The 26,692-nt window shown below is 72.1% G+C and carries 19 protein-coding genes; 12 read left to right on the top strand and 7 right to left on the bottom strand.

Going from position 1 to position 26,692, the window contains the following annotated elements; translation table 11 throughout:
* Positions 1-116: 116 nt before the first annotated feature.
* Both recD2 and IO36_RS11495 read left to right on the top strand, forming a co-directional pair.
* Positions 117-2,372 (top strand): SF1B family DNA helicase RecD2, encoded by a 2,256-nt coding sequence (gene recD2 / locus IO36_RS11500; protein ID WP_037619002.1) that lies wholly within the window; start codon positions 117-119, stop codon positions 2,370-2,372.
* Positions 2,373-2,657: 285 nt separating this feature from the next.
* Positions 2,658-3,947 carry a citrate synthase gene (locus IO36_RS11495; protein ID WP_037618991.1) on the top strand — a complete coding sequence of 430 codons (1,290 nt, stop codon included), beginning with the start codon at positions 2,658-2,660 and terminating at the stop codon, positions 3,945-3,947.
* A 596-nt stretch (positions 3,948-4,543) separates the two neighbouring features.
* Here the strand turns inward: IO36_RS11495 and IO36_RS11490 are convergent.
* From IO36_RS11490 to IO36_RS11475, 4 genes are all read right to left on the bottom strand, one after another.
* Positions 4,544-6,787: a heavy metal translocating P-type ATPase gene (locus tag IO36_RS11490; RefSeq protein WP_037618988.1), complete on the bottom strand. Its 2,244-nt coding sequence runs from the start codon at positions 6,785-6,787 to the stop codon at positions 4,544-4,546.
* A gap of 91 nt (positions 6,788-6,878) precedes the next feature.
* A complete protein-coding gene (locus IO36_RS11485) occupies positions 6,879-7,118 on the bottom strand; it encodes a heavy-metal-associated domain-containing protein (protein ID WP_037618986.1) in 240 nt (79 codons plus the stop codon).
* Positions 7,119-7,213: 95 nt separating this feature from the next.
* A complete protein-coding gene (locus IO36_RS11480; RefSeq protein ID WP_037619446.1) occupies positions 7,214-8,164 on the bottom strand; it encodes a PrsW family glutamic-type intramembrane protease in 951 nt (316 codons plus the stop codon).
* A gap of 227 nt (positions 8,165-8,391) precedes the next feature.
* Positions 8,392-9,066, bottom strand: a complete 675-nt coding sequence (locus IO36_RS11475; protein ID WP_245173219.1) for a TetR/AcrR family transcriptional regulator — start codon at positions 9,064-9,066, stop codon at positions 8,392-8,394.
* Positions 9,067-9,229: 163 nt separating this feature from the next.
* Here IO36_RS11475 and IO36_RS11470 point away from each other — a divergent pair, with 163 nt between their 5' ends.
* On the top strand, positions 9,230-11,755 hold the full coding sequence (locus IO36_RS11470) for an MMPL family transporter (RefSeq protein WP_078943122.1): 2,526 nt from the start codon (positions 9,230-9,232) through the stop codon (positions 11,753-11,755).
* 42 nt (positions 11,756-11,797) lie between these two features.
* On the top strand, positions 11,798-12,841 hold the full coding sequence (locus tag IO36_RS11465; protein WP_037618976.1) for a zinc-dependent alcohol dehydrogenase family protein: 1,044 nt from the start codon (positions 11,798-11,800) through the stop codon (positions 12,839-12,841).
* Between the two features lie 53 nt (positions 12,842-12,894).
* On the opposite strand, the gene IO36_RS11460 is transcribed toward IO36_RS11465, so the two are convergent.
* Both IO36_RS11460 and IO36_RS11455 read right to left on the bottom strand, forming a co-directional pair.
* Positions 12,895-13,095 (bottom strand): helix-turn-helix transcriptional regulator, encoded by a 201-nt coding sequence (locus tag IO36_RS11460; protein ID WP_037618973.1) that lies wholly within the window; start codon positions 13,093-13,095, stop codon positions 12,895-12,897.
* A 356-nt stretch (positions 13,096-13,451) separates the two neighbouring features.
* Positions 13,452-14,438 (bottom strand): sugar phosphate isomerase/epimerase family protein, encoded by a 987-nt coding sequence (locus IO36_RS11455; protein WP_078943121.1) that lies wholly within the window; start codon positions 14,436-14,438, stop codon positions 13,452-13,454.
* 130 nt (positions 14,439-14,568) lie between these two features.
* Between IO36_RS11455 and iolC the strand changes: the two genes are divergently transcribed.
* From iolC to IO36_RS11425, 6 genes are all read left to right on the top strand, one after another.
* Positions 14,569-15,519 (top strand): 5-dehydro-2-deoxygluconokinase, encoded by a 951-nt coding sequence (gene iolC / locus IO36_RS11450; RefSeq protein ID WP_037618970.1) that lies wholly within the window; start codon positions 14,569-14,571, stop codon positions 15,517-15,519.
* An 80-nt stretch (positions 15,520-15,599) separates the two neighbouring features.
* Positions 15,600-16,457: a Cgl0159 family (beta/alpha)8-fold protein gene (locus IO36_RS11445; RefSeq protein WP_037619440.1), complete on the top strand. Its 858-nt coding sequence runs from the start codon at positions 15,600-15,602 to the stop codon at positions 16,455-16,457.
* A gap of 7 nt (positions 16,458-16,464) precedes the next feature.
* Entirely contained in the window at positions 16,465-17,307 is an 843-nt protein-coding gene (gene iolB, locus IO36_RS11440) for a 5-deoxy-glucuronate isomerase (protein WP_037618969.1), read from the top strand.
* Positions 17,304-19,220 carry a 3D-(3,5/4)-trihydroxycyclohexane-1,2-dione acylhydrolase (decyclizing) gene (iolD, locus tag IO36_RS11435; RefSeq protein ID WP_037618966.1) on the top strand — a complete coding sequence of 639 codons (1,917 nt, stop codon included), beginning with the start codon at positions 17,304-17,306 and terminating at the stop codon, positions 19,218-19,220. The genes iolB and iolD overlap by 4 nt, the downstream gene beginning before the upstream one ends.
* Positions 19,221-19,234: 14 nt before the next feature.
* Positions 19,235-20,737, top strand: a complete 1,503-nt coding sequence (gene mmsA / locus IO36_RS11430) for a CoA-acylating methylmalonate-semialdehyde dehydrogenase (RefSeq protein ID WP_037618959.1) — start codon at positions 19,235-19,237, stop codon at positions 20,735-20,737.
* A gap of 376 nt (positions 20,738-21,113) precedes the next feature.
* A complete protein-coding gene (locus tag IO36_RS11425; protein ID WP_037618957.1) occupies positions 21,114-22,523 on the top strand; it encodes an APC family permease in 1,410 nt (469 codons plus the stop codon).
* A gap of 66 nt (positions 22,524-22,589) precedes the next feature.
* Here the strand turns inward: IO36_RS11425 and IO36_RS11420 are convergent, their stop codons facing one another.
* Positions 22,590-23,024: a GNAT family N-acetyltransferase gene (locus IO36_RS11420; RefSeq protein WP_037618955.1), complete on the bottom strand. Its 435-nt coding sequence runs from the start codon at positions 23,022-23,024 to the stop codon at positions 22,590-22,592.
* 116 nt (positions 23,025-23,140) lie between these two features.
* Here IO36_RS11420 and IO36_RS11415 point away from each other — a divergent pair, with 116 nt between their 5' ends.
* Both IO36_RS11415 and IO36_RS11410 read left to right on the top strand, forming a co-directional pair.
* Positions 23,141-25,825, top strand: coding sequence for an alpha/beta fold hydrolase (locus tag IO36_RS11415; RefSeq protein ID WP_037618953.1), 2,685 nt, complete (start codon positions 23,141-23,143; stop codon positions 25,823-25,825).
* On the top strand, positions 25,822-26,685 hold the full coding sequence (locus tag IO36_RS11410) for an ABC transporter permease (RefSeq protein WP_037618952.1): 864 nt from the start codon (positions 25,822-25,824) through the stop codon (positions 26,683-26,685). Before IO36_RS11415 ends, IO36_RS11410 begins: the two co-directional genes overlap by 4 nt.
* Positions 26,686-26,692: the final 7 nt, after the last annotated feature.

Raw genomic sequence — 26,692 nt, 5'->3', positions numbered from 1 at the left:
CCGGTCGACGGACCGGGCCCCTCGAAACATGTGCGGACCCGCGCGTGCGGTCCCCGCGGGGGTGAGTCCCCCGCGGGCCCCGGAACGCTGTCGGTGGCGGGCGGTACCGTCGGCCCATGAGCGATCAGGCGGGGGCCGCCCAGACGGGCGAGCGGCGACTGGCCACGCTGGAAGGCGTGCTCGAACGCATCACGTACGCCAACGAGGAGAACGGCTACACGGTCGCCCGGGTCGACACCGGCCGGGGCGCCGGCGACCTGCTCACCGTGGTCGGCTCCCTGCTCGGCGCCCAGGTCGGCGAGTCCCTGCGCATGGAGGGCCGCTGGGGCTCCCACCCGCAGTACGGCAAGCAGTTCACCGTGGAGAACTACACGACGGTGCTCCCGGCCACCGTCCAGGGCATCCGCCGCTATCTCGGCTCGGGCCTGGTCAAGGGCATCGGACCCGTCTTCGCCGACCGCATCACCGAGCACTTCGGCCTGGACACCCTGCGGATCATCGAGGAGGAGCCGAAGCGGCTCATCGAGGTCCCCGGCCTCGGCCCCAAGCGCACGGGCAGGATCGCCGACGCCTGGGAGGAGCAGAAGGCGATCAAAGAGGTCATGCTCTTCCTCCAGACCGTCGAGGTCTCCACCTCGATCGCCGTCCGCATCTACAAGAAGTACGGCGACGCGTCGATCTCCGTCGTGAAGAACCAGCCCTACCGCCTGGCGGCCGACGTCTGGGGCATCGGCTTCCTCACCGCCGACAAGATCGCCCAGTCCGTCGGCATCCCGCACGACAGCCCGGAGCGTGTGAAGGCCGGCCTGCAGTACGCGCTGTCCCAGTCCACCGACCAGGGGCACTGCTATCTGCCCGAGGAGCGGCTGATCGCGGACGCGGTGAAGCTGCTCCAGGTGGACACCGGCCTGGTCATCGAGTGCCTGTCCGAGCTGGCGGCCCCCGCGGAGGAGGGCGAGGACCCCGGAGTCGTCCGGGAGAAGGTCCCCGCCCCGGACGGCGGCGAGCCGGTGACCGCGGTCTATCTGGTCCCCTTCCACCGCGCCGAACTCTCGCTCTCCTCCCAGTTGCTGCGTCTGCTGCGCACCGAGAAGGACCGGATGCCGGGCTTCCGTGACGTGGCCTGGGACAAGGCGCTGGCCTGGCTGAAGGGGCGGACGGGCGCGGACCTGGCCCCCGAGCAGGAGGCCGCGGTCCGGCTGGCGCTCACCGAGAAGGTCGCCGTGCTGACCGGGGGCCCGGGCTGCGGCAAGTCGTTCACGGTCCGCTCGATCGTGGAGCTGGCCCGCGCCAAGAAGGCCAAGGTGGTCCTCGCGGCGCCGACCGGCCGCGCCGCCAAGCGGCTGGCGGAGCTGACCGGAGCCGAGGCCTCCACCGTGCACCGGCTCCTGGAGCTCAAGCCCGGCGGCGACGCGGCCTACGACAAGGACCGGCCGCTGGACGCCGACCTGGTCGTCGTGGACGAGGCCTCCATGCTCGACCTCCTGCTCGCCAACAAGCTGGCCAAGGCGGTGCCCCCGGGGGCCCATCTGCTCTTCGTCGGCGACGTCGACCAGCTGCCGAGCGTTGGCGCGGGCGAGGTGCTGCGGGACCTGCTCGCCGACCGGGGCCCGGTGCCGGCGGTCCGCCTCACCAAGGTCTTCCGCCAGGCCCAGCAGTCCGGGGTGGTGACCAACGCGCACCGGATCAACTCCGGGCAGCACCCGGTCACCGACGGCATGAAGGACTTCTTCCTCTTCGTCGAGGACGACACGGAGGAGGCCGGGCGGCTCACCGTGGACGTGGCGGCCCGTCGGATTCCGGCCAGATTCGGGCTGGACCCGCGCCGGGACATCCAGGTCCTCGCGCCCATGCACCGGGGCCCGGCCGGCGCGGGCCATCTGAACGGACTGCTCCAGCAGGCCATCACCCCCGGCCGCCCGGACCTCGCCGAGAAGCGGTTCGGTGGCCGGGTCTTCCGGGTCGGCGACAAGGTCACCCAGATCCGCAACAACTACGACAAGGGCGAGAACGGCGTCTTCAACGGCACCGTCGGCGTCGTCACCTCCCTCGACGCGGTCGAGCAGCGGCTCACGGTGCGCACCGACGAGGACGAGGAGGTCCCGTACGAGTTCGACGAGCTGGACGAGCTGGCCCACGCCTACGCCGTGACCATCCACCGTTCCCAGGGCAGCGAGTACCCGGCGGTGGTGATCCCGGTGACCACGGGCGCCTGGATGATGCTCCAGCGCAACCTGCTCTACACGGCGGTCACCCGGGCCAAGAAGCTGGTGGTTCTCGTCGGTTCGCGCAAGGCGATAGGACAGGCGGTGCGTACGGTGTCCGCGGGACGCCGGTGCACGGCCCTGGACTTCCGGCTCTCCGGCCCGTGAACGACCGCCTCCCGCCGGGGCGCGGGGGCCCGTCCGATGCCCGAAGGGGGCCTTTCGGGCGCCGGGCGAGGGTCATCGCAAAAAATGATCGATCAAACGAGTCATGAAGGTCACAGAGCTCTTCCGGTTCAGCGACGAACGGGGCAGGATGAGCAGATTGACGGCACTGAGTGCCGCCAATGGGCCCAATGGCCGACCCCGAGTGCACTCTCCAGGGCCAAATGGGGGATGGTAGAGACAGTCAGGGCACCTCGAAGAAGAGGCACAACGTCGGTGAGGGATGACGTGAGCGACAACTCTGTAGTACTGCGGTTCGGCGATGGCGAGTACACCTACCCGGTGATCGACAGCACCGTCGGCGACAAGGGCTTCGACATCGGCAAGCTCCGCGCCCAGACCGGTCTGGTGACGCTGGACAGCGGGTACGGCAACACCGCCGCGTATAAATCCGCGATCACCTATCTCGACGGTGAGCAGGGCATCCTCCGCTACCGCGGCTACCCGATCGAGCAGCTGGCCGAGCGGTCCACCTTCCTGGAGGTGGCCTACCTGCTGATCAACGGCGAGCTCCCGAACGTCGACGAGCTCTCCACCTTCAAGAACGAGATCACGCAGCACACCCTGCTGCACGAGGACGTCAAGAACTTCTACCGCGGCTTCCCGCGCGACGCCCACCCGATGGCGATGCTCTCCTCGGTCGTCTCGGCGCTGTCGACCTTCTACCAGGACAGCCACAACCCGTTCGACGAGAAGCAGCGCAACCTCTCCACCATCCGGCTGCTCGCCAAGCTTCCGACGATCGCGGCCTACGCGTACAAGAAGTCGGTCGGCCACCCCTTCGTCTACCCGCGCAACGACCTCAGCTACGTCGAGAACTTCCTGCGCATGACCTTCTCGGTCCCCGCCCAGGACTACGAGCTCGACCCGGTCGTCGTCTCCGCGCTCGACAAGCTCCTGATCCTGCACGCGGACCACGAGCAGAACTGTTCGACCTCCACCGTGCGTCTGGTCGGCTCCTCGCAGGCGAACATGTTCGCCTCGATCTCCGCCGGCATCTCCGCCCTGTGGGGCCCGCTGCACGGCGGCGCCAACCAGTCCGTCCTGGAGATGCTGGAAGGCATCCAGGCCAACGGCGGCGACGTCGACTCCTTCATCCGCAAGGTGAAGAACAAGGAGGACGGCGTCCGCCTGATGGGCTTCGGCCACCGGGTGTACAAGTCCTTCGACCCGCGCGCGAAGATCATCAAGGCCGCCGCGCACGACGTCCTCTCGGCCCTCGGCAAGTCCGACGAGCTGCTGGACATCGCCCTCAAGCTGGAGGAGCACGCGCTCTCCGACGAGTACTTCGTCGCGCGCAACCTCTACCCGAACGTCGACTTCTACACCGGCCTGATCTACCGCGCCATGGGCTTCCCGACCGAGATGTTCACGGTCCTGTTCGCCCTCGGCCGTCTGCCGGGCTGGATCGCCCAGTGGCACGAGATGATCAAGGAGCCCGGCTCCCGCATCGGCCGCCCGCGCCAGATCTACACGGGTGTCGTCGAGCGCGACTTCGTGCCGGTCGAGGCCCGCTGAGGCACGCACACACCACCACCGGGCTCCGCACGCGGGGCCCGGTGCATCCGGTGCACCCCTGGACGGGTGGACGCGGACAAACGGAAAGCGCCCTGCTACTGGTCCCCCCACGGGCCGGTAGTCAGGGCGCTTTCCTTGTCCCGGTACGGATTCCCCCCACGGGATCCGGCCGGGCGACTGTGGACAGCGCCTGAATCGCTGTGTGCCGGCACGGGCCGGCGGCGGACCGGGCGAGCGGACTCACCCGGTACTCGGTGGTGCGGTGCGATCTGCCGGGACGCGTACGGATCGGGAGGGCCGCTCAAAGCTCCCCGCAGTACGTGCCCCGGCGACGCAATTTCCGGGAACGTCCCCCAAGACATCCCCAGATGCCAGTCGCGCCCCCCAAGACGCTTCTGACATCGCCAACTTAGACTGACGAACCCCTTCGGTGGTTACGTTCACATCACTGTGATCTGGATCTCTTGCATATGTCCTGAAGATAGGCAAGAGCCCCGATATGGGAATCGAGGACCAAGCGTAAGGAAGATGCGCGAGCCTTGTGAAGAGCTTATGTGAGGCTCTCGTTGGACTCTAGGGGGACTCATGGTCTGTCGTCACGCGAATGCTCTCAGTCGAAGGCTGTTCGTGACCACGAAGACGGACGAGAAAGCCATCGCGGCTCCCGCGATCATGGGATTCAGGAGCCCGGCGGCGGCCAGTGGAAGCGCCGCCACGTTGTAGCCGAAGGCCCAGACCAGGTTTCCCTTGATCGTCGACAGGGTCGCGCGGGCCAGCCGGATCGCGTCCGCGGCCACCCGCAGATCGCCGCGCACCAGCGTCAGGTCGCCCGCCTCGATCGCCGCGTCGGTTCCCGTGCCCATCGCGAGGCCCAGATCGGCGGTCGCGAGCGCCGCCGCGTCGTTCACCCCGTCGCCGACCATCGCGACGGTCCGCCCCTCGCTCCGCAGCCGTTCGACCACGGCGACCTTGTCCTCGGGCAGCACCTCGGCGATCACGTGCTCGGCGCCGATGCCGACCTCCCGCGCCACGGCCTCGGCGACCGCCCGGTTGTCCCCGGTCAGCAGCATCGGGGTGAGCCCGAGGGCCCGCAGTTCCCGCACGGCCTCGGCGCTCGTCTCCTTGACCGTGTCCGCGACGGCCAGGACGCCCGCCGCCGTGCCGTCCAGGGCCACCACGACGGCCGTACGGCCCGCCGCCTCGGCCGCGTTCTTCGCGTCCGCAAGCGATGCGGGGAGCGCGCCCGGGAACCGGCCGACGGTGACCTCGCGGCCCTCCACCCGCCCGCGGACGCCCCGCCCGGGCACGTTCTCGAAGTGCTCCACCGCGGGAAGGCCCCCTGCGCGCTCCTGAGCGCCTGCCGCGATCGCTCGGGCAACGGGATGCTCGGAGGCGTGTTCCAGGGCTCCTGCGAGCCGCAGGACGTCTTCACGGGCCGCACCCTCGGCGACGTAGACCTCGTGCAGGCTCATGCGGCCCGTCGTCACCGTGCCGGTCTTGTCCAGGACGACGGTGTCGACGCGGCGGGTGGACTCCAGGACCTCGGGCCCCTTGATCAGGATGCCCAGCTGGGCGCCGCGGCCGGTGCCGACCATCAGGGCGGTCGGGGTGGCGAGGCCGAGCGCGCAGGGGCAGGCGATGATCAGTACCGCGACGGCGGCGGTGAAGGCCGCGGCCGTGTCCCCGGTGACCGTGATCCACACCGCGAAGGTGCCGAGCGCGAGGAGCAGGACGACGGGCACGAAGACCCCGGAGATCCGGTCGGCGAGCCGCTGTACCTCGGCCTTGCCGTTCTGTGCGTCCTCCACGAGCCGGCCCATCCGCGCGAGCTGGGTGTCCGCTCCGATCCGGGTGGCCTCGACGACGAGCCGGCCCCCGGCGTTCACGGTCGCACCGGTCACGAAGTCGCCGACGGTCACGTCCACCGGCACCGATTCGCCGGTCAGCATGGAGGCGTCCACGGCCGAGGTGCCCTCGACGACGGTCCCGTCCGTGGCGATCTTCTCGCCGGGCCTGACGACGAAGCGGTCGCCGACCGCCAGTCGGGCCACGGGCAGACGGACCTCGCGGCCGTCCCGCAGGACGGCGACGTCCTTGGCGCCGAGCTCCAGCAGCGCCCGCAGCGCCGCTCCGGCGCGCCGCTTGGAACGGGCCTCCAGGAAGCGGCCGAGCAGGATGAGGGCCACGACGCCGGCGGCGACCTCCAGATAGAGCGTGGAGGCCCCGTCCGTGCGGGAGACGGTGAACTCGAAGCCGTGCCGCATGCCCGGCATCCCCGCGTCGCCGAAGAAGAGGGCCCACAGCGACCAGCCGAACGCGGCGAGGGTGCCGACCGAGACCAGGGTGTCCATGGTGGCCGCGCCGTGCCGCGCGTTCGTCGCGGCGGCCCGGTGGAAGGGCAGTCCGCCCCAGACCACGACGGGTGCGGCGAGCGTCAGCGAGAGCCACTGCCAGTTGTCGAACTGGAGGGCCGGGATCATCGACAGGAGGACCACGGGCAGGGCGAGCACTGCGGAGACGGTCAGCCGCTCGCGCAGCGCGGCCGTCTCGGGATCGTCCTCGGCGGCGGGCGCCTCCTCCTCGGGCGGCGCGGGCGGCGGGGGCTCCTCGGCGGTGTAGCCCGTCTTCACCACGGTGGCGATCAGATCGGCGACCTGTACCCCCGCGGGGTACGAGACCTTCGCCTTCTCCGTCGCGAAGTTCACGGTGGCGGTGACGCCGTCCATGCGGTTGAGCTTCTTCTCGACGCGGGCCGCGCAGGAGGCGCAGGTCATCCCGCCGATGGAGAGCTCGATCTCCGAGGTGGTGCCTATCGGCGTCTCGGGTGCTGCGGTGGTCATGGTGCGGCTCCAGGAAGGGGCCGGGCCGCGCGGAGCCGGTATCAGCCGGTCGGAACGGCCCGGGCGAAGAAGGAGAGCTGCCGGGTCCCGATCAGGCCTGGCCGACGAGCTCGAAGCCCGCCTCGTCCACGGCCGCGCGCACGGCGCTCTCGTCGAGCGCGGACACGGAGACGACGGTGACCTCGCCGGTCGAGGCGACGGCCTTCACCGAGCTGACGCCCGGGATCGCGGAGATCTCGCCGCTGACGGAGCCTTCGCAGTGTCCGCAGCTCATGCCGCTCACCTGGTAGACGGTGGTCACGGAACCCGGGGTGCCGGTCTGGGCGGTCATGGCGTTACTCCTCGTCGAGGCGTTCTGGGATGTGCGTGTACGGGAGGGATCCCTGTGAGTCCAGGGTTCCCCCCGATGGTCACCACGTTATACCCCTAGGGGGTATTTCTCCAAGCGGGGTCACGGTGGGCCAGCGAGCGTGCCCAGACCGCTCCCACGAGGATCACGAGGACCAGTCCGCTCACCGAGAGCAGGGTGAGGAGGTGGTCCTGGCCGCCGGTGGGCCGCGGCAGCCGGCCCGGCGTGAACAGGGTCCCGTCGATTCCGGCGCGGGTGAGCCGGGCCACCAGCCACAGCGCGATCCCGTGCGTGGAGTCCCACAGGGCGTGCAGCACCGAGGCGCCGAGGCAGGCGCCGGCCAGCCGGGCCGAAGGGCGGAAGCGTCCGTCGGGGCGGCGCCGCGCCAGCAGGGCCGCGCCGATGACGGCCGTCCACAGCCCGTGTCCGAACGGGGTGAGCGCGCCGCGCAGGACCTCCGTCTCCAGGAGTGTGCGCAGGTCGACTTCCCGCAGCGCCACGGCCGCGTCGAAGGCATGGCCCGCGCCCTCCAGGGCCGCGAAGCCGAAGCCGAGCGCCGCGCCGAGCAGCAGACCGGCCCGGGGTCCGCGGATCCGGGGCTGCCGGCGCAGTACGTGGACCAGTGCGCCGAGCTTCACCGCCTCCTCGGCCGGCCCGGTGCCGAGGTAGGTCCACAGGGACGGGTGCGCCAGCTGGTGCTCCGTCACCCAGGTGCCGAGCGCGCCCAGGGTGCCGCCGGCCAGGAAGCAGCCGAGGAGCGGCAGCGGGCCCAGGGCGCGGCCGTGGTGTTCGTACGCCCAGAGAAGGAAGGTGACGGGGACGAGGAAGCTGCCGAGCAGGATCAGGGCCGGGAGCGGGGCGACTCCGCCCGTGACGTAGGTGGCGACCGCGGCCGTCGTCCAGAGGGCGAGGCCCGTGACCAGGCAGCGCCGCCAGAGGCCGGCGGGGATCCGGGGGTACGGCGGCGGGGGCTGCTGCGGTCCGGGGATACGGGCCCGGGGCGGGCCGGGCGGCTGGTTCTGCGTCACGGCCATCCCTCTGTCCCTCGGGGCGGCCCCGCGGGCTCGGACGGGGGACCCGCGTCACGGGTGCGCCGGGGCGGCCTCCGGTGTGCGGCACCGGGGCGCGCGGACGGACCGATACCGCGGATCGCCGATCGATTTGTCCGAACCTTATGGCATGTGTCCCCGATGTCGGGGTGCGGAGCGCTGGTGCCCGGGGGAGCGGAGTGGCGCGGCCCGGGGTTCGCGGGGGCTCAGCGGTCGGCGTGGGCCCGTCCGGCGAGCAGGGGCTCGAGGTAGCGGTGCATGACCGTCTTCAGCTCCGCGATGTACGCGTCCCGTTCGGCGCCCTCGTGGGACATGACCAGGGTGAGGCCGGCCTTGAACAGGTGGACCGCCATGTTCGCGGTGCGGGTGCGCTCGTCCGCGGGAAGGCCGGGCAGGCGGGCCTCGATCATCTCCTCGACGCGGGCGAGCATGGTGCCGTGCAGCGTGCCGATCTCCTCGACGATCACGCCCGGGGTGTCGGCCCCGTGCATCAGGACGGCGAAGGACGGGTTCTCGACGTTGAACTCGATCAGCGGGTCGAGGACCGCGTCGAGCATCCGGTCCAGCGGGAGGTCCGCGTTCTCGCGGGCGAGCGCCTGCCCGTGCGACTGGGCCCAGTGGTCGAGCAGCTGGTCGCTGAGGCCGACCGCGATGGCCTCCTTGTTCGGGAAGAACTGGTAGAGCGTGCCGGGTGAGACGCCGGCCTCGCGGGCGATGGCGTTGGTGCTCGCCGCGGTGTAGCCGGTCCGGCAGAACACCGAGGCGGCCGCCTCCAGGAGCTGGGCGACCCTGCGTTCACCGCGGGCCTGGCGGCGGCGCGGTCTCTCCTCGGTCTGCGGCGCTCGCTCCGACGGCTCCTCCGTCTGCTGCTTCTCGGGCACGGTGATCCCCAGCTTCTCGGGACGCGATTGACAAACACGAGCGGTCACTCGCATTCTTGAAAAACGCGAGCGACGTCTCGTGTTTGCCAGTCTATGGCAATGGGCGATCCATGATGCCTGCACGGACGCGGGTCATCGGGTCACGGTGAGGGGACACCGCATCATGTCCGAAGTCGACGGCGCGGACGACGGGCCCGGGGCGAGGCCCCGCGGGGGCGAGAGCGAGGTCCGGGGCGTTGCCGCGGACCCGGGCGGGGGCGCGGACGAGGGGGTCCGCCTCGGGGGATGGACCCGGTTCGTGACCGCGCGGCCGCGGCTCTCCCTGCTCGTCGCCCTCCTGCTGACCGCACTCGCGGTGGTCGCGGGCAGCGGGGTGGCGGACCGGCTGGGCAGCGGCGGCTGGGAGGACCCGACCGCGCAGTCCACGTACGCCACGAAGGCGCTGGAGCGGGAGTTCCCCGCCTCGCAGCCCAACCTGCTGCTCCTGCTCGACGCGGGCAGGGCCTCGGTCGACGACCCCGCCGTCGCCGCCGAGGCCCGGCGGATCGCCGCGAAGCTGGCGTCCGAGCACGGCGTCACCGGCGTCGGCTCCTACTGGCAGACGGGCGCACCGGCGCTGAAGGCGAGCGACGGCCACGAAGCGCTGATCGCCGCCCGGATCACCGGCGACGAGACTGCCGCGGCCCGCACCCTGGACCGCATCGCCCCCTCCTTCCGCGGGAAGAGCGGTCCCGTCGAGGTCGAGGTCGGCGGACCGATCGCCGTGCGGCACGAGATGCAGACGACCATCAAGGAAGACCTCACCCGGGCCGAGATGATCGCCCTCCCGGTGACGCTCCTGCTGCTCGTCATGGTCTTCGGGAGCGCCGTCGCGGCCCTGCTCCCGCTCGGCGTCGGGATCGTCGCGATCCTCGGCACCAACGCCGTCCTGCGGGGGCTCACCGAGGTCACGGACGTCTCGGTCTTCGCGATGAACCTGACCACGGCCCTCGGCCTCGGTCTCGCCATCGACTACGCCCTGTTCATCGTCCGCAGGTTCCGCGAGGAACTGGCCGGCGGCGCCACGCCCCGGGCGGCGATCGGCGTCACCCTGCGCACCGCGGGCCGGACCGTCCTCTTCTCCTCGCTCACGGTCGCCGTGTCGCTGGCCGCGATGCTGGTCTTCCCGCAGTACTTCCTGCGCTCCTTCGCCTACGCTGGCATCGCCGTCGTGCTGCTCGCCGCGGCCGCCGCCCTGATCCTGCTGCCCGCGGCCCTGATGCTCCTGGGCGAGCGGGTCAACTCCCTCGACCTGCGGCGCCTGTTCAGGCGCGGACGGCCCGCCCCCGCCGAGGGCGGGGCGGTCTGGGGCCGCATGGCCTCCCTCGTCATGCGCAGGGCACCGCTCTTCGCGGTGGCCACCACCGCCGGCCTCGTCGTCCTCGGACTGCCCTTCATGGGGGTGAAGTTCGGCACCGCCGACGACCGGCAGCTGCCCTCGGGCGCCGAGTCGCACGTCGTCCAGCAGCACATCCGCGACGGCTTCCCGGGCAGTCCGGGTGGCGCCTTGGAGGTTCTGGCCGAGGGCTCCGCCACCCCGGCCCAGTACGCCGGGTACAAGGAGCGGATCGAGGCCCTGCCCGAGGTGCTGCGGGTGGACGGGCCCCTGGTGAAGGGCGACTCCGCCTACTTCTCGGTGCTGCCCAAGGGTGAGGCCGTGGACGAGGGGGCGCAGCGCCTGGTGGGCGAACTGCGCGCGGAGAAAGCCCCGTTCGACACCTCGGTGACCGGCACGGCGGCCGTGCTGGTCGACTCCAAGCACGCGATAGCCGAGAAGCTGCCGTGGGCGGCCGCCTTCATCGCGATCGTCACCCTGTTCCTGGTGTTCCTGCTGACCGGCAGCGTGCTGATCCCGCTCCAGGCGGTCCTGCTCAACGCGCTCAGCCTGACCGCCATGTTCGGCGCGGTGGTCTGGGTCTTCCAGGACGGCCATCTCTCCGGCCTCCTCGACTTCACCAGCTCGGGCTCCATCGAGACGACCCTCCCCGTCCTGATGTTCTGCGTGGCCTTCGGTCTCTCCATGGACTACGGGGTCTTCCTCCTGTCCCGTATCAAGGAGGAGTACGACCACACCGGCGACCACCGGGAGGCGGTCCGCTTCGGGCTCCAGCGCACCGGCGGTCTGATCACCGCGGCCGCGGTCATCCTCGCGGTGGTGATGGTCGCCATCGGCACCTCCCGGGTGGCCAACACCAAGATGCTCGGACTGGGCGTCGCGCTCGCGGTCCTGATGGACGCGATGGTCGTCCGCAGCCTGCTGGTCCCGGCGGTCATGCGGCTGACGGGCAGGGCCACCTGGTGGGCGCCCGGCCCGCTGCGGCGCTTCCACGACCGGTTCGGTCTGAGCGAGGGCGAGTCACCGCAGGCCGCCCCGGGCGGCGGTCCGGACGGAGGACCGGATGGAGGCCCGGACGGAGGCTCCGACGGTGGGCCGGTCGCGGACGCCGGGCAGGTGTCCGGCGTGACGCCGGCAGCGGCTTCGAGCTCCGATGCCGCCCCGGCACCGGAGGCGGTCACGGACTCCGACGCCGTGTCATCACCGGACGCCGCCGAGCCGGACAAAGAAACGGACACCGAGCCGGACGCCGAACCTGACGCCGAGTCGGACGCCGTGTCGGCCGGCCGGGACAGGGCCGAGGCGCGCGGCTAGCGTTTCCGCGGAAGCTGATCTCCGAGCGGAGGGCGGGAGCCGATGCGGGCAGTGGTGTTCGAGCGGTACGGGGAGCCGGCCGAGGTACGGGAGGTGCCGGACCCGGTGCCGCCCGAGCACGGGGTGGTGGTGCGGGTCGAGGCCACCGGGCTGTGCCGGAGCGACTGGCACGGCTGGATGGGCCACGACCCGGACATCACGCTGCCGCACGTGCCGGGCCATGAACTCGCCGGAGTGATCGAGGCGGTGGGCGCCCGGGTGAGCGGGCACCGCCCCGGCGACCGGGTCACCGTGCCGTTCGTCTGCGCCTGCGGACGCTGTCCCGCCTGCGCCGCCGGCGACCAGCAGGTGTGCGAGCGGCAGACCCAGCCGGGGTTCACGCACTGGGGCTCCTTCGCCCAGTACGTGGCGCTGGACCACGCCGACGTGAACCTGATCCCGGTGCCGCCGGAGCTGTCGTTCGCGACGGCGGCCTCCCTCGGCTGCCGGTTCGCCACCGCCTTCCGGGCGGTGGTCGCGCAGGGGAGGGCGGCGCCGGGGGAGTGGGTCGCCGTGCACGGCTGCGGAGGCGTCGGCCTCTCGGCGGTGATGATCGCGGCGGCCTGCGGAGCGCGGGTCGTGGCCGTGGACGTGTCGCCGGCGGCGCTCGACCTGGCCCGGAGGTTCGGGGCGGCGGAGTGCGTGGACGCCTCCGCCGTGGCGGACCCGGCGCAGGCGGTCCGTGAACTGACCGGCGGCGGGGCGCATCTGTCGCTGGACGCCCTCGGGTCGCCCGGCACCTGCGCGGCCTCGGTCGAGGGGCTGCGCCGGCGCGGCCGGCACGTCCAGGTCGGTCTGCTGCCCGCGCCCGACGGTCTCACGCCGGTCCCGATGGCCCGGGTGATCGGGCTCGAACTGGAACTCCTCGGCAGCCACGGCATGGCGGCCCACGCCTATCCGCCCCTGCTGGAACTGGTCCGCTCCGGACTGCTGCGTCCCGACCTCCTCGTGACCTCCGCGATCACGCTGGACCGGGCACCGTCCGCCCTCGCCGCCATGGGGTCGGCCCCGGGGGCGGGGGTGACGGTCGTCGAACCCTGGGCCTGAGGACCACGGCCACCTCCGGCCGGGGGACGCACCCCCGGCCGGAGGCGCCGCGGTCAGCCGTTGTTGCGGCCCCGGTTGCCCGGGCGCGCGGCCACCCACGCGCGGACGGTGTCGGCGTACCAGTAGGGCTTTCCGGACTCGACGTGGTCGGGCGGCGGCAGCAGCCCGTGTTTGCGGTAGGACCGGACCGTGTCCACCTGCACCTTGATGTGCGCGGCGATCTCCTTGTACGACCAGAGCCGGCGGTCGGTCATGAACGGCACCTCCCCGCGCGCGCCGCGGCGGCGGCCTGGGACGGTCGTCGGGGGAGCCGGGCGCTGCGCTGGTGATCACCAAGCCTGTGCCCGGTGCGCGACGGAGTGTGAGGGCCGGGCCGTGGCTGTTGACCGCGCGTGACACAAGACCCGCGTAAACGCGACATCGGTGACACGGCGGTGTTTTTTGTGACACGGGTGACGCATGGAAACGGTGGGGCGAGAGGGGCACGCTCCGCGGGCCGGCCTGAGCAGGGCAGGTCGGGCTCCGCGGCGCAGGTCAGGTTCCACGGGGCGGGCCGGCCCTCGCAGGGCGGGTCGGGCTCCGCGGCGCAGGTCGGGCTCCGCACGGCGGGTCAGGCTCCGCAGGACCTCAGGAAGGCCCGGGTGCGGCGGGCGATCGGCAGCGGCCGGTCCGGAGGGCACGGGTACATGTCCTGCTCGACGATGGCGAACAGCTCGACGCCGAGGTCCTGCGCGGCGGCGAGGACGGGTTCCAGCGCCGGTACGCCGCCGGGCGGTTCGCACATCACGCCGCGCGCGACGGCGGGGCCGAACGGCAGCTCCTCGGTCCGTACGGCGGCCAGCACCTCCGGGTCCACCTGCTTGAGGTGGAGGTAGCCGATGCGTTCGCCGTAGGTCTCGATGAGCTTGACGCTGTCCCCGCCGCAGTAGGCGTAGTGGCCCGTGTCCAGGCACAGCGACACCAGGGAGGGGTCGGTCGCGTCGAGGAACCGGGCGACGTTCTCCTCGCTGTCGATGTGCGTGTCGGCGTGCGGGTGGACGACGACCTTGAGTCCGAAGCGCTCGCGCACCTCGTGGGCGAGCCGCTCGGTCTGGGTGGCCAGATCGCGCCACTGGGCCGGCGTCAGCACGCTGTCCTCCAGTACCGCGCCGGTCTTGTCGTCCCGCCAGAACGCCGGGATGACCACGAGATGCCCGGCGCCCGCGGCCCGGGCGAGCGCCGCCACGTCCGCGACGTGCGCCCAGGTGGACTCCCACACCTCGGGACCCCGGTGCAGCCCGGTGAAGACCGTGCCCGCCGAGACGCCGAGCCCGCGCCGGCCGGTCTCCTCCAGCAGGACGTCCGGATCGGTGGGCAGATAGCCGTACGGGCCGAGTTCGATCCACGCGTAGCCGGACTCGGAGACCTCGTCGAGGAAGCGCCGCCAGGGGACCTGCCGGGGATCGTCGGGGAACCAGACCCCCCAGGAGTCGGGAGCCGAACCGATCCGGATGCGGGACAGTGAGGACGGAGGCGACGACGGCGGTGAGGAGGCCGGCGAGGGCGCGGGTGACGACTGCGGCGACGACTGCGATGACTGCGGCGGCAACGACGTCATGGGCGCCAGCTTCCGGCGGCCGTCCGAAGGTGTCAAGCCCTGGTCCGAATGTCTGGACAAAACGTTGACAGGCACCCCCGACGGCACTAGACCTGGGGGCAGCCGCAGGGACCGCGCGGAAGGGAACTCGATGGCGTACGAGCTGATCACCATGGGGCGGATCGGTGTGGACCTCTACCCGTTGCAGACGGGAGTCCCGCTGTCCCGGGTGACCTCCTTCGGCAAGTTCCTCGGCGGGTCGGCGACCAATGTCGCGGTGGCGGCCGCGCGGCTCGGACGGCGCACGGCGGTCATCACCCGAACGGGTGCGGATCCCTTCGGAACCTATCTGCACGAGGCGTTGCGCGGCTTCGGGGTCGACGACCGCTGGGTCACCGCGGTCCCCGGACTGCCGACCCCGGTCACGTTCTGCGAGATCTTCCCGCCGGACGACTTCCCGCTGTACTTCTACCGGGAGCCCAAGGCCCCCGACCTGGAGATCGCCCTCGGCGAGATCGACCTCGACGCGGTGCGCGAGGCCGGCGTCTTCTGGACGACGGGCACCGGACTGTGCGCGGAACCCAGCCGCACGGCCACCCTCGCGGCCCTGGCCCACCGGGCCCGCTCCGGCACGACAGTCTTCGACCTCGACTGGCGGCCCATGTTCTGGGACGACCCCGCCGCCGCCCGCCCCTTCTACACGGAGGCCCTGAGCCACGCCACCGTGGCCGTCGGCAACGTCGACGAGGTCGAGATCGCCACCGGGGAACGCGAGCCGCACGCCGCGGCCGCCGCGCTCCTCGAGGCCGGTGTCGAGCTCGCCGTGGTGAAACAGGGACCCAAGGGCGTCCTCGCCGTCCACCGCGACGGCACCACCGCCGAGGTCCCGCCCCTGCCGGTCGAGGTACTCAACGGCCTCGGCGCGGGCGACGCGTTCGGCGGCTCCCTGTGCCACGGACTGCTCGCCGGCCGGGACCTGGAGACGACCGTGCGGCACGCGAACGCGGCCGGCGCCATCGTCGCCTCCCGGCTGGAGTGCTCCTCCGCGATGCCGACCCCGCGCGAGATCGAGGAGGCCCTCGCCGCCGGAGCGGTGCGGTGAGGGCGGGCCACGTCGGCGGAGCCCGTCCCGAGCAGGGCGGCGAGGCGGCCGCGGCGTTCCGCGTCGACGTCCCCGCCCTCGTGCGCACCCGCGCCCGTCACCCCGAGGCGGTCGCGGAGGCCGCCGCCCGCCGGGCGCGACGGCCGCTGCTCGACGGCTCCGGGCGGCTGATGATCGTCGCCGCGGACCACCCGGCCCGCGGCATGCTGGCCGTCGGCGACCGCAGGCTCGCCATGGCCGACCGCGCCGGTCTGCTGGAGCGCCTGTGCGTCGCGCTCTCCCGCCCCGGCGTCGACGGTGTGCTCGCCACCGCCGACATACTCGACGACCTGCTCCTGCTCGGTGTGCTCGACCGCAAGGTGGTCATCGGCTCCATGAACCGGGGCGGACTCGCGGGCTCCGCGTTCGAGCTCGACGACCGCTTCACGGGCCACCGCCCCGAGGACATCGAACGGCTCGGCTTCGACGCCGGCAAACTGCTGCTGCGCATCGACTACGACGACCCCGGCTCCCTGCGCACCCTGGAGTCCGCCGCCCGGGTGATCGACGACATGGCCGGACGCCGACTCCCGGTCTTCGTCGAACCGTTCCTCTGCCGTCGCCGGGCCGACGGCACCCTGCGCAACGATCTGAGCGCCGAGGCCGTCACCACGTCCCTCGCCGTCGCCGGCGGTCTGGGCGGCAGTTCGGCGTACACCTGGCTGAAGGTCCCTGTCACCGAGAACCCCGACGACATGGCCCGGGTGATGGAGACCTCCACGCTGCCCGCCGTGCTGCTCGGCGGCGATGTCGGCGAGGACCAGGAGGGTGCGTACGAGAAATGGCGCGGGGCGCTCCGACTCCCCACCGTGCAGGGCCTGGTGGTGGGCCGTTCGCTGCTGTACCCCGCGGACGGCGACGTCGCCGCGGCCGTGGACACCGCCGTAGGACTCCTGTGAGGGCCGCATGAGACGTCCGGACAACGGGCTGCACGTGCCGAGGGGCACCGCGGCCGACGCCCACTACGCCCTCGACATCGACCCCGAACGGGCCGGCTGGACCCACTGCAGCCTGCGCGTCGTGGAACTGGCACCCGGTGGCACCCACACGTTCACCACCGGGGACAGCGAATGGATCGTGCTCCCGCTCGCCGGCGGCTGCACGGTGCGCACCAAGGACGGCATCGAAGAAGAGGAGTTCCAACTCCTGGGCCGACGTGGGGTGTTCGACGCGGTCTCCGACTTCGCGTACGTTCCCCGTGAGGCCCGGGCCCAGATCGCCTCCGGCGCGGGAGGCCGCTTCGCCCTGGCAGGAGCGAAGTGCGAGCGCCGACTCCCCGCCCGCTACGGCCCCGCGCCGGAGGTTCCCGTCGAAGCCCGCGGCAGCGGAAACTGCGCACGGCAGGTGCGCAACTTCGCCGCCGCGGACGTCTTCGCGTGCGACCGGCTCATCGCCGTGGAGGTGATCACCCCCGGCGGCAACTGGTCCTCGTATCCGCCGCACAAGCACGACGAGCACCTGCCCGGCGTCGAGTCGCTGCTGGAGGAGATCTACTACTTCGAGATCGAGGGACCGGACGGGTTCGGCTACCAGCGCGTGTTCCCCTCCCGCGAGGGCGGCTCGGACGTCCTCGCCGAGGTCCGCACCGGCGACGCCGTCCTCGTCCCCGACGGCTGGCACGGTCCGTCCATCGCCCAGCCCGGCCACGCCATGTACTACCTCAACGTCATGGCGGGGCCCGGCGCGGAGCGGGAGTGGCGGATCCGCTTCCACCCGGAGCACGCGAGGAGCACAGGGGGATACCGATGACCTCGACGACGCGGCTGACGGTCGCGCAGGCCCTGGTGCGGTTCCTGACCGCGCAGTACACGGAACGGGACGGGGAGCGCCGCCGGCTGATCGGCGCCGTCTGGGGCATCTTCGGCCACGGGAACGTCGCCGGCATCGGCCAGGCACTGGTGGAGCACGCCACGGTGCCCGGCGGGGAGACCTCGCCCGGGGTCCCGTCGATGCCGTTCCACCAGGGGCGCAACGAACAGGCCATGGTGCACGCGGCCGTCGGCCACGCCCGCCAGTGCGGCCGGCTCTCCACGCACGCCGTGACCACCTCGATCGGGCCCGGCGCCACCAACCTCGTCACCGGCGCCGCGCTCGCCACCGTCAACCGTCTGCCGGTGCTGCTCCTGCCCGGTGACGTCTTCGCGGCCCGCCCAGCCGACCCGGTGCTCCAGCAGCTGGAGGTCCCCTTCGCCGGGGACGTCTCGGTCAACGACTGTCTGCGCCCGGTGTCGCGGTACTTCGACCGGATCACCCGCCCCGAGGCCCTGATCCCCGCCGCCCTCCAGGCGATGCGCGTGCTCACCGACCCCGTCGACACCGGCGCCGTCACCCTCGCGCTGCCCCAGGACGTCCAGGCGGAGGCGTACGACTGGCCCGAGGAGTTCTTCGCCGAGCGGATCTGGACCGTGCGCCGCCAGGCGCCCGACGCGGGCGAGCTGGCGCGGGCCGTCGAGGCGGTCCGCGCGGCCCGGCGTCCGCTGATCGTCGCGGGCGGCGGTGTGCACCACAGCCGTGCCGAGGAGGCGCTCGCCGCGTTCGCCTCGGCCACCGGGATCCCGGTCGCGTCCACCCAGGCGGGCAAGGGCTCGCTGCGCTGGGACCACCCGCAGGACGTCGGCGGCATCGGCCACACCGGCACCGCGACCGCCGACGCGCTCGCCCGCACCGCCGACCTGGTGATCGGCGTCGGCACCCGCTACACCGACTTCACCACCGCCTCGGGCACCCTGTTCGCGGCCCCGGGCGTCCGTTTCCTCAGCCTCAACGTCGCCCCGTACGACGGCCACAAGCTCGCCGGCCTGCCGCTGATCGCCGACGCCCGCGCCGGTCTCGAAGCGCTCGCCGAGGCGCTGCCGGCGCACCGCCACCGCGCGGAGCCCGCGTACGTCACCGAGTACACGGACGGCAAGGAGCGCTGGGAGCACCGCGTCGACGCGGCCTACGAGGCGGAGGACGCCGACGTCCGGCCCACCCAGGCGCAGGTCCTCGGCGTCCTCGACGAGCTGGTCACCGAGGACGACATCCTGATCAACGCGGCCGGCTCGCTCCCCGGCGACCTGCACAAACTGTGGCGGGCGCGGTCGCGGGACCAGTACCACGTCGAGTACGGCTATTCGTGCATGGGCTACGAGATCCCGGCCGCGATCGGCGTCCGGATGGCGGCCCCGGACCGGCCGGTGTGGGCGCTGGTCGGCGACGGCACGTATCTGATGATGCCGACCGAGATCGTCACCGCCGTCCAGGAGGGCGTCGCGATCAAGGTGATCCTCCTCCAGAACCACGGGTACGCCTCGATCGGCGGGCTCTCGGAGTCCGTGGGCGCAGAGCGCTACGGCACGGCGTACCGCCGTCTGGCCGCGGACCGTACCTACACGGGGGTGCCGCTGCCGTTGGATCTCGCGGCCAACGCAGCCAGTCTGGGTATGCGGGTCCTGCGGGCACGGACCGTGCGCGACCTGCGGGCGGCGCTGGCCGAGGCGCGCGGGGCGGACACTCCCACTTGTGTCTACGTGGAGACCGAAACGGCAGACACAGTGTCGGGCCCGCCCCCGGCGCAGGCCTGGTGGGATGTACCCGTGGCCGAGACCGCGACACGACCGTCGGCGGTCAAGGCCCGCGAGGAGTACGACCGGCACGTCGCCGCCCGACGACGCCATCTGTGAAGGAGTAATTGGCCATGACGAAGACCGTCGACCACTGGATCGGTGGCAAGTCCGTCGAGGGTGCGTCGGGTACGTACGGGCCGGTCACCGACCCGGCGACCGGCGCCGTGACCACGCGCGTCGCGTTCGCGACCGTCGACGAGGTCGACGCCGCCGTCGCCGCGGCGAAGGACGCCTACGCGACCTGGGGCCAGTCCTCGCTGGCCCGCAGGACCACGATCCTCTTCAAGTTCCGCGCCCTGCTCGACGCCCACCGCGACGACATCGCCGCCCTGATCACCGCCGAGCACGGCAAGGTGCACTCCGACGCGCTCGGCGAGGTCGCCCGTGGTCTGGAGATCGTCGAGCTGGCCTGCGGGATCACGACGCAGCTCAAGGGGGAGCTGTCGACCGAGGTCGCCTCCCGCGTCGACGTGTCCTCGATCCGCCAGCCGCTGGGCGTCGTCGCGGGCATCACCCCGTTCAACTTCCCGGCGATGGTCCCGATGTGGATGTTCCCGATCGCCATCGCGTGCGGCAACACCTTCGTCCTCAAGCCCTCGGAGAAGGACCCGTCCGCCGCCATGAAGCTCGCCGAGCTGCTGGCCGAGGCCGGACTGCCCGACGGTGTCTTCAACGTCGTGCACGGTGACAAGGTGGCCGTCGACCGACTCCTGGAGCACCCGGACGTCGCCGCGGTGTCCTTCGTGGGCTCGACGCCGATCGCCCGGTACATCCACACCACCGCCTCCGCGAACCACAAGCGGGTCCAGGCGCTCGGCGGCGCCAAGAACCACATGCTGGTGCTGCCGGACGCCGACCTGGACGCCGCGGCCGACGCCGCCGTCTCGGCCGCGTACGGCTCGGCCGGCGAGCGGTGCATGGCGATCTCCGCCGTCGTGGCGGTCGGCTCCGTCGGCGACGAACTGGTGGCCAAGATCCGTGAGCGTGCCGAGAAGATCAAGATCGGTCCCGGCGACGACCCGGCCTCCGAGATGGGCCCGCTCATCACGGCCGTGCACCGCGACAAGGTGGCCTCCTACGTGAAGGGCGCCGCCGACCAGGGCTGCGAGGTCGTCCTCGACGGCACGGGCTACACGGTCGACGGCTACGAGGACGGGCACTGGATCGGCCTCTCGCTCCTGGACCGGGTGCCGGTGACGGCCGACGCCTACAAGGACGAGATCTTCGGCCCGGTGCTGTGCGTGCTGCGCGTGGACACCTACGAGGAGGGCGTGGCGCTGATCAACGCGTCCCCCTTCGGCAACGGCACCGCGATCTTCACCCGGGACGGCGGCGCCGCCCGCCGCTTCCAGCTGGAGATCGAGGCGGGCATGGTCGGCGTGAACGTGCCGATCCCGGTGCCCGTCGGCTACCACTCCTTCGGCGGCTGGAAGGACTCCCTCTTCGGGGACCACCACATCTACGGCAACGACGGCACGCACTTCTACACCCGCGGCAAGGTCGTCACCACCCGCTGGCCGGACCCCTCCGACGCGCCCGCAGGCGTCGACCTGGGCTTCCCGCGCAACCACTGAGGCCCTCCGGAACCACCCCGTCAAGCCGTCCGCATAGCGGACGGCTTGACGTTTTTTTGATGCCCTCACAACGATTCCCGTTCAGAGGGATCAACCGGGTGACGCAGGCCAGTTGCAAGACTGCCCTTTGAAAGCAAGGTCGATACACACTTCATCCTGACGATTGCAACAGAGTGACTTATACGCCTGGGAAACCAATGTGATGTGCGTCGCTCCGCTCTTGCGGATTCCGTAGGTAAACGGCTATTGACGCAACGGTTTCCGTCAAGGTTCCATCGGCCCGGGAGCGGACGAGAACGAAGTACGACGCGATCCGCCGGAGGCGATATCGCTCCCGCCCGAACCACCTGACGCACGAGTCGATCGGAACCGCTTGATGACCGACACGCTCCGCCCCGTAGAGACCGCCGTCCTGGACGCCGCCCCCACGGAGACCGGGAACCCAAAGACGCTCAAGCGTTCCATCGGTGTCGTCGGCGGCACCCTGCTCACCCTCTCGTGCGTGACACCGGCGTCCACCCTGTTCGTGGTCATACCGGACCTCTTCTCCTCGCTCGGCACGGCGACCGCGCTGACCATCGCGATCGGCTCGCTCCTCTGTATCGCCGTGGCGTTCTGCTACTCGGAGCTGGGCACCCTCATCCCCAGCGCGGGCGGCGAGTACGCCATGGTCTCGACGATGGCCGGACGGCTCGCGGGCTGGCTCGTCTTCGTGATGTCCCTGCTGGTGGTCATGATCGTCCCGCCGGTGATCGCCATCGGCACCGCCGACTACCTCGCCCCCGTGGTCCACCTCGACCCGGCGATGACCGGCGCCGGCGTGATGCTGCTCGCCACCCTCGCGGGCCTGCTCGACCTGCGCGCCAACGCCTGGATCACCGGCATCTTCCTGGTCCTGGAGGTCGTCGCCGCCGGCGTGGTGGCCCTGCTCGGCTTCACCCACAGCCACCGCGGACTCGGCAGCCTCACCTCGATGCAGGTCGCCGGGACCGGCGGCCACACCGACGCCGTCACGGCCATGCTCGTCATCTCCGGGCTCGCCATCGCCCTCTTCGCCACCCAGGGCTTCTCGACCGCGGTCTACCTCTCCGAGGAGCTGGAGAACCCGCGGCGCAACGTCGCCCGCACGGTGCTGGCCACCCTCGCCATCTCCACGGTCGTCATCCTGGTCCCGGTCGTCGCCATCACCATGGGCGCCTCGGACATCCAGCAGCTGACCAGCGGCGACATCAGCGGCATGGTCACCGCCTGGTCCAACTCGGCCGTCGGCACCTTCGTCAGCCTCTGCGTCGCCCTCGCGATCATCAACGCGGGCATCGTCATGGTCATCCAGAACTCGCGCGTCCTGTTCGCCTCGGCCCGTGACAAGGCCTGGCCCGAGCCCGTCAACAACGGTCTGTCCCGGCTCGGCCGCTTCGGCTCCCCCTGGGTCGCCACCCTCCTGGTGGGCGTCCCCGGCGCGGCCCTGTGCTTCGTCAACCTCGACACCCTGTACGGCGTGACCGGCGTGTCGGTGACCGCGATGTACCTGCTCGTCGCCGTCGCCGCCCTGCTCGCCCGGCGCGGACAGCACCGCCACACCCCCGCCTGGCGGATGCCGCTCTGGCCCGCGATGCCGATCCTGCTGATCGTCGTCCTCGCCTACGTCCTCACCCAGCAGGAGACGCAGTACCTGCTGTGGACCGGCGGCATCACCGCCGTCGCCACCCTGTACTGGGCCTTCTACCTGCGCCCGCGCCGCGACACCCGCTGGCTGGTGTCGATCCCCGAGGACGCGCAGGCGTAACCGCGGCGGCCCGCCCGGCCGGGACCCTCCCACCGGGCCGAACCCCCGGGATCACGCCCGGCCGGTTCAGCCGCCGCCCTCCGCGGAGCCCGGGCCGAACTCCCACGTCACCACCGCGCACCTCCCGTCGTCCTTGCCACCCGCGCCGCGGTACGTGGCAAGGGCGACGTCGTTTCCCGCGTCCACCCCCACCCACATCCCGTGGCAGCCGCGCTGCCTGGCCAGCGCCGCGAGTTCGCGGACCAGCGCCCGTCCGACGCCCCGCCGCCGGAACGGCTCCGCCACCCCCAGCTCGTACAGGAACATCTCGGTGCCCTTGTCCGGGTGGACCGTCTCGACACCGCTCACGAATCCGACCGGTACCTCGCCCATGTAGGCCAGGAAAAGGTGATGACCCCCGGCCTCCAGGAACCGCCGGGCCCACTCGGGACGCACGGGACCGTCGAAGAGGTACTCGGCGGCGGTCAGTTCCAGGACGGTGGCGGCGCGGCGCAGCTCCATGGCCCGTTCGTACCACGGACGCTGTACACGGCACCCCTCCCGTACTTCCCCGGGAGGGGTGCCGTTTCAGACCGGTGGCTGTCCCCGCCGCCGGCGGGCGCCCGTACCGTTGAGCCATGGATCTTCGACTGCCCCGGCCGCGCGGGCCGCGCCGGGGGCAATCCGCCGCCGGCGCGACACCACGGGCCCGCGGGAGATGGACGGCCGCCGCCGCGGCCCTCGTGGTGCTCGCCGGAGCCGGCACCTGGACGGCCGTCGCCTCCGACGACCCGCCCGCCGTGCACCGCGCCGACCAGGTCATGACGATGGACGGCGGAGTGCGGCTCGACACCTCGTACTTCACCACGGGCCCCGCCTCGCGGCGCCGCCCCGCGGTCCTCCTCGCGCACGGCTTCGGCGGCAGCAAGGCCGACGTCCGCGGCGAGGCCGAGCGGCTCGCACGCGACGGGTACGCGGTGCTGACCTGGTCCGCCCGCGGCTTCGGCCGGTCCACCGGAAAGATCGGGCTGAACGACCCGAAGGCCGAGGTCGCCGACGTCTCCCGGCTCGTCGACTGGCTCGCCCGGCGCCCCGAGGTCCGGCTCGACAAGGGCGGCGACCCCCGCGTGGGCGTCGCCGGCGCCTCCTACGGCGGGGCGATCTCCCTGCTGGCCGCCGCGAACGACCCCCGCGTCGACGCCATCGCCCCCTCGATCACCTACTGGAACCTCGCCGACGCCCTCTTCCCCAACGGCGTGTTCAAGAAGCTCTGGGCGGGCATCTTCCTCAACTCCGGCGGCGGCTGCGCGGCCTTCGAACCCGAGCTGTGCGCGATGTACGACCGGGTCGCCGAGTCCGGCAGGCCCGACGCGGCGGCGGTGAAACTGCTCCAGGAACGCAGCCCCTCCGCCGTCGGCGACCGCATCAAGGTGCCCACGCTCATCACCCAGGGCCAGTCCGACTCCCTGTTCACCCTCGGCCAGGCCGACGCCATGGCCAAGGCGATCAAGGCCAACGGCGCCCCCGTCGACGTCGACTGGATCGCGGGCGGACACGACGGCGGCGACCTGGAGGGCGACCGTGTCACCTCCCGGGTCGTCTCCTGGTTCGACCGCTATCTGAAGGACGACAAGGACACCGCCACCGGGCCCGCCTTCCGCGTCACCCGCACCGGAGGCGTCGACTCCACCGACGGCGCCGCCCTGCTGCGCGGCGCGAGCTCGGACACCTACCCCGGTCTGGACAGCGGCCGGCACGCCGTCGCACTGACCGGCCGCGAGCAGCGCTTCGACAACCCGGCCGGCGCCAGCCCGCCCTCCGTCTCGGCCCTGCCCGGACTCGGCGGCTCCGGCGGCCTCTCCCAGCTCTCCAGCCTCGGCGTCGGGATCTCCCTGGACTTCCCCGGCCAGTTCGCCCGCTTCGAGTCCGCGCCCCTGCGGGACGACCTGCGGATCACCGGCTCGCCGACCGTCACCGTGCACGTCCGCTCCACCACCGACGACGCCGTCCTCTTCGCGAAGGTCTACGACGTCGGCCCCGGCGGCACCCAGCAGGTGCTGCCCTCGCAGCTGGTCACCCCCCTCCGCGTCCAGGGCGCGAAGAACGGCCGGGACGTGACCCTCACCCTGCCCGCGGTCGACCACGCCGTCCAGAAGGGACACCGGCTGCGCCTGGTCCTCTCCTCGACCGACCTCGGCTACGCCTCCCCGACGGCCCCGGCCACGTACACCGTGTCTCTCAAGAGCGCCCTCCAGGTGCCCACGGCACCCGCGGTGAAGACCGCCGCCGCGCCGCTGCCCTCCTGGGTGTGGTGGCTCCCGCTCGCCGGAGCGCTCGCCGCCCTGGCCCTGCTCGCGACCGGCCGCCGCCGCACCGCCGCCCCGGCGCCCGACCCCGCGCTCGCCGAGGTCCCCCTCCAGATCACCGGCCTCGCCAAGCGCTACGCGAAGTCCGCCGACCGGTACGCGGTACGGGACCTGTCGTTCCGCGTGGAGAAGGGCCAGGTCCTCGGACTGCTCGGACCGAACGGCGCGGGCAAGACCACCACCCTGCGCATGCTCATGGGCCTCATCAAGCCCGACGACGGCGAGATCCACGTCTTCGGGCACGCCATCCGCCCCGGCGCGCCCGTCCTCTCCCGCGTCGGAGCGTTCGTCGAGGGCGCCGGCTTCCTGCCGCACCTGTCCGGCCGCGAGAACCTCGAGCTGTACTGGCAGGCCACCGGCCGTCCCGCCGAGGACGCCCACATGGAGGAGGCCCTGGAGATCGCCGGACTCGGCGACGCCCTGGCCCGCGCGGTGCGCACCTACTCCCAGGGCATGCGCCAGCGCCTCGCCATCGCCCAGGCCATGCTCGGCCTCCCGGACCTGCTGATCCTGGACGAACCGACCAACGGACTCGACCCGCCGCAGATCCGCGAGATGCGCGAGGTGATGATCCGCTACGCCGCCGCCGGCCGCACGGTCATCGTCTCCAGCCATCTCCTCGCCGAGGTCGAGCAGACCTGCACCCATCTCGTGGTCATGGACCGCGGCCGGCTCGTCCAGGCCGGACCGGTGTCCGAGATCATCGGCTCCGGCGACACCCTGCTCGTCGGCACCGGGGCTCCCGTCGAGGCGCCGGCCGTGGAGAAGGTCGGCGCCCTGCCCGGCGTCCTCTCGGCCGTCGCCACCGAGGACGGACTGCTGGTCCGCCTCGACCCCGGCGGCAGTGCCCAACGCCTGGTGGTGGAACTCGTACGCCTCGAAGTACCGGTGGCGTCCGTCGGGCCCCACCGCCGGCTGGAAGACGCGTTCCTCACCCTGATCGGAGGCTCCGCATGAGCACGCTCCTGGAGCGGACCGAGACGGCCGACGGGTACCGGGCGCGCCGCACCCTGCCGCTGCGCGTCGAGCTCGTCCGCCAGCTGAAGCGCCGCCGCACCCTGGTGATGGGGGCGGTCCTCGCGGCCCTGCCGTTCGTCCTGCTCGTCGCCTTCGCGATCGGCGGACAGCCCGGCGGACGCAACGACCGCATCACCCTCATGGACACGGCCACCGCGTCCGGCGCCAACTTCGCCGCGGTGAACCTGTTCGTGTCGGCGGGCTTCCTGCTGGTGATCCCGGTCGCGCTGTTCTGCGGCGACACCGTGGCCTCCGAGGCGAGCTGGTCCTCGCTGCGCTATCTGCTGGCCGCGCCCGTGCCCCGGGCCCGGCTGCTGTGGTCCAAGCTCACCGTCGCGCTCGGGCTCAGCCTCGCGGCCATGGTCCTGCTGCCGGTCGTCGCACTCGCCGTCGGCACCGCCGCCTACGGCTGGGGCCCCCTGGAGATCCCCACCGGCGGCGCGCTCCCCGCCGCGACCGCGGCCCAGCGGCTGCTCGCCGTGATCGCGTACATCTTCGTGTCCCAACTGGTCACCGCGGGGCTCGCGTTCTGGCTGTCGACGAAGACGGACGCGCCGCTCGGCGCGGTCGGCGGCGCGGTCGGCCTGACCATCGTCGGCAACGTCCTGGACGCGGTCACCGCGCTGGGCCACTGGCGCGACTTCCTGCCCGCGCACTGGCAGTTCGCCTGGGCCGACGCCATCCAGCCGACCCCGGAATGGGGCGGGATGATCCAGGGCGCCGCGATCTCGGTGACGTACGCGCTCGTCCTGTTCGCCCTGGCCTTCCGCGGCTTCCGGCGCAAGGACATCGTGTCGTAGGGGATGC

The sequence above is a fragment of the Streptomyces aureus genome (assembly GCF_000725495.1).
Lineage (GTDB): Bacteria > Actinomycetota > Actinomycetes > Streptomycetales > Streptomycetaceae > Streptomyces > Streptomyces aureus_B.
The sequence above is the reverse complement of the archived record's forward strand: the minus strand, read 5'-3'. Positions and strand labels throughout refer to the sequence as shown.

What these genes read in the sequence shown, in the direction of transcription:
- IO36_RS11425 (WP_037618957.1), top strand. Translation starts at nt 21,114, where the DNA reads ATGACCGACACGCTCCGCCCCGTAGAGACCGCCGTCCTGGACGCCGCC.
- IO36_RS11490 (WP_037618988.1), bottom strand. Translation starts at nt 6,787, where the DNA reads ATGACCACCGCAGCACCCGAGACGCCGATAGGCACCACCTCGGAGATC.
- iolB (WP_037618969.1), top strand. Translation starts at nt 16,465, where the DNA reads ATGAGACGTCCGGACAACGGGCTGCACGTGCCGAGGGGCACCGCGGCC.
- IO36_RS11460 (WP_037618973.1), bottom strand. Translation starts at nt 13,095, where the DNA reads ATGACCGACCGCCGGCTCTGGTCGTACAAGGAGATCGCCGCGCACATC.
- IO36_RS11415 (WP_037618953.1), top strand. Translation starts at nt 23,141, where the DNA reads ATGGATCTTCGACTGCCCCGGCCGCGCGGGCCGCGCCGGGGGCAATCC.
- IO36_RS11470 (WP_078943122.1), top strand. Translation starts at nt 9,230, where the DNA reads ATGTCCGAAGTCGACGGCGCGGACGACGGGCCCGGGGCGAGGCCCCGC.
- IO36_RS11420 (WP_037618955.1), bottom strand. Translation starts at nt 23,024, where the DNA reads ATGGAGCTGCGCCGCGCCGCCACCGTCCTGGAACTGACCGCCGCCGAG.
- recD2 (WP_037619002.1), top strand. Translation starts at nt 117, where the DNA reads ATGAGCGATCAGGCGGGGGCCGCCCAGACGGGCGAGCGGCGACTGGCC.
- iolC (WP_037618970.1), top strand. Translation starts at nt 14,569, where the DNA reads ATGGCGTACGAGCTGATCACCATGGGGCGGATCGGTGTGGACCTCTAC.
- iolD (WP_037618966.1), top strand. Translation starts at nt 17,304, where the DNA reads ATGACCTCGACGACGCGGCTGACGGTCGCGCAGGCCCTGGTGCGGTTC.
- mmsA (WP_037618959.1), top strand. Translation starts at nt 19,235, where the DNA reads ATGACGAAGACCGTCGACCACTGGATCGGTGGCAAGTCCGTCGAGGGT.
- IO36_RS11410 (WP_037618952.1), top strand. Translation starts at nt 25,822, where the DNA reads ATGAGCACGCTCCTGGAGCGGACCGAGACGGCCGACGGGTACCGGGCG.
- IO36_RS11465 (WP_037618976.1), top strand. Translation starts at nt 11,798, where the DNA reads ATGCGGGCAGTGGTGTTCGAGCGGTACGGGGAGCCGGCCGAGGTACGG.
- IO36_RS11485 (WP_037618986.1), bottom strand. Translation starts at nt 7,118, where the DNA reads ATGACCGCCCAGACCGGCACCCCGGGTTCCGTGACCACCGTCTACCAG.
- IO36_RS11455 (WP_078943121.1), bottom strand. Translation starts at nt 14,438, where the DNA reads ATGACGTCGTTGCCGCCGCAGTCATCGCAGTCGTCGCCGCAGTCGTCA.